General features: G+C 50.1%; 12 tRNA genes and 1 rRNA gene. All 13 read right to left on the bottom strand.

Annotated elements, in window-relative coordinates:
• Nucleotides 1-153: 153 nt before the first annotated feature.
• A tRNA-Leu gene (locus IYQ92_RS10050) sits at nt 154-237 on the bottom strand.
• Nucleotides 238-247: 10 nt separating this feature from the next.
• Nucleotides 248-319 (bottom strand) — tRNA-Gln (locus IYQ92_RS10055).
• 9 nt (nt 320-328) lie between these two features.
• Nucleotides 329-401 (bottom strand) — tRNA-His (locus tag IYQ92_RS10060).
• A gap of 12 nt (nt 402-413) precedes the next feature.
• Nucleotides 414-484, bottom strand: a tRNA-Trp gene (locus IYQ92_RS10065).
• Between the two features lie 4 nt (nt 485-488).
• Nucleotides 489-569: transfer RNA gene (locus tag IYQ92_RS10070), tRNA-Tyr, on the bottom strand.
• Nucleotides 570-584: 15 nt separating this feature from the next.
• Nucleotides 585-657 (bottom strand) — tRNA-Phe (locus IYQ92_RS10075).
• 18 nt (nt 658-675) lie between these two features.
• Nucleotides 676-749, bottom strand: a tRNA-Met gene (locus IYQ92_RS10080).
• Nucleotides 750-761: 12 nt separating this feature from the next.
• Nucleotides 762-851 (bottom strand) — tRNA-Ser (locus IYQ92_RS10085).
• A 12-nt stretch (nt 852-863) separates the two neighbouring features.
• A tRNA-Glu gene (locus IYQ92_RS10090) sits at nt 864-935 on the bottom strand.
• Between the two features lie 8 nt (nt 936-943).
• Nucleotides 944-1,017 (bottom strand) — tRNA-Ile (locus tag IYQ92_RS10095).
• Between the two features lie 30 nt (nt 1,018-1,047).
• Nucleotides 1,048-1,118, bottom strand: a tRNA-Gly gene (locus IYQ92_RS10100).
• Nucleotides 1,119-1,130: 12 nt separating this feature from the next.
• Nucleotides 1,131-1,203 (bottom strand) — tRNA-Val (locus IYQ92_RS10105).
• A 4-nt stretch (nt 1,204-1,207) separates the two neighbouring features.
• Nucleotides 1,208-1,323 (bottom strand): 5S ribosomal RNA (gene rrf, locus IYQ92_RS10110).
• Between the last annotated feature and the right edge of the window lie 11 nt (nt 1,324-1,334).

Below are 1,334 nucleotides of genomic sequence, written 5' to 3' on the forward strand. Positions count from 1 at the left end.
CGAAGTAGTTTTACTACCTCACCCCTGCACTTTTGGTTCGTCTTGTTCAGTTTTCAAAGGTCTTTGCCTCTCAAGAGACAACCTCTATATTCTAGCAAATAATCAACTACTTGTCAACTACTTTTTTGCTAGAATGGCATTTACTCAATGCTATACCGGCGGCCGGGGTCGAACCGGCACGTCCGTGAGGACACTGGATTTTGAGTCCAGCGCGTCTGCCAATTCCGCCACGCCGGCATAAAGTAAACTGGGGTAGCTGGATTCGAACCAACGCATGAGGGAGTCAAAGTCCCTTGCCTTACCGCTTGGCTATACCCCAAAATAAAAAGGCGAGTGATGGGGATCGAACCCACGCATGCCAGAGCCACAATCTGGTGTGTTAACCACTTCACCACACCCGCCATATCTTCTTACACGGGCAGTAGGAATTGAACCCACACTGAAGGTTTTGGAGACCTTAGTTCTACCTTTAAACTATGCCCGTAATATGGAAGGGGAGGGATTCGAACCCCCGAACCCGAAGGAGCGGATTTACAGTCCGCCGCGTTTAGCCTCTTCGCTACCCTTCCATGATTTATATTTTATGGCGCGAGACGGAATCGAACCGCCGACACATGGAGCTTCAATCCATTGCTCTACCAACTGAGCTACCGAGCCTACTTCTTCTAATAGAAATTGCGGGAGCAGGATTTGAACCTACGACCTTCGGGTTATGAGCCCGACGAGCTACCTAGCTGCTCCATCCCGCGATAGTAAAATCAAGGAGGATGTGGGATTCGAACCCACGCACGCTTTTACACGCCTGACGGTTTTCAAGACCGTTCCCTTCAGCCGGACTTGGGTAATCCTCCGTAAAATAAAAATAGTCCGTACGGGATTCGAACCCGTGTTACCGCCGTGAAAAGGCGGTGTCTTAACCCCTTGACCAACGGACCATTCTATATGGGCACGAGTGGACTCGAACCACCGACCTCACGCTTATCAGGCGTGCGCTCTAACCACCTGAGCTACGCGCCCAAGCTAATTGCTTGGCTTACTATAAAGTAAAGCGGGTGACGAGAATCGAACTCGCGACAACAGCTTGGAAGGCTGTAGTTTTACCACTAAACTACACCCGCTTATATGTTATATGGGAGTTAACGGGATCGAACCGCTGACCCTCTGCTTGTAAGGCAGATGCTCTCCCAGCTGAGCTAAACTCCCCTTTGCTAAGCGACTTCCCTATCTAACAGGGGGCAACCCCCAACTACATCAGGCGTACTAGGGCTTAACTACTGTGTTCGGCATGGGAACAGGTGTATCTCCTAGGCTATCGTCACTTAACTACGAGTATT

Source organism: Streptococcus sp. HF-1907 (assembly GCF_015594605.1).
GTDB lineage: Bacteria > Bacillota > Bacilli > Lactobacillales > Streptococcaceae > Streptococcus.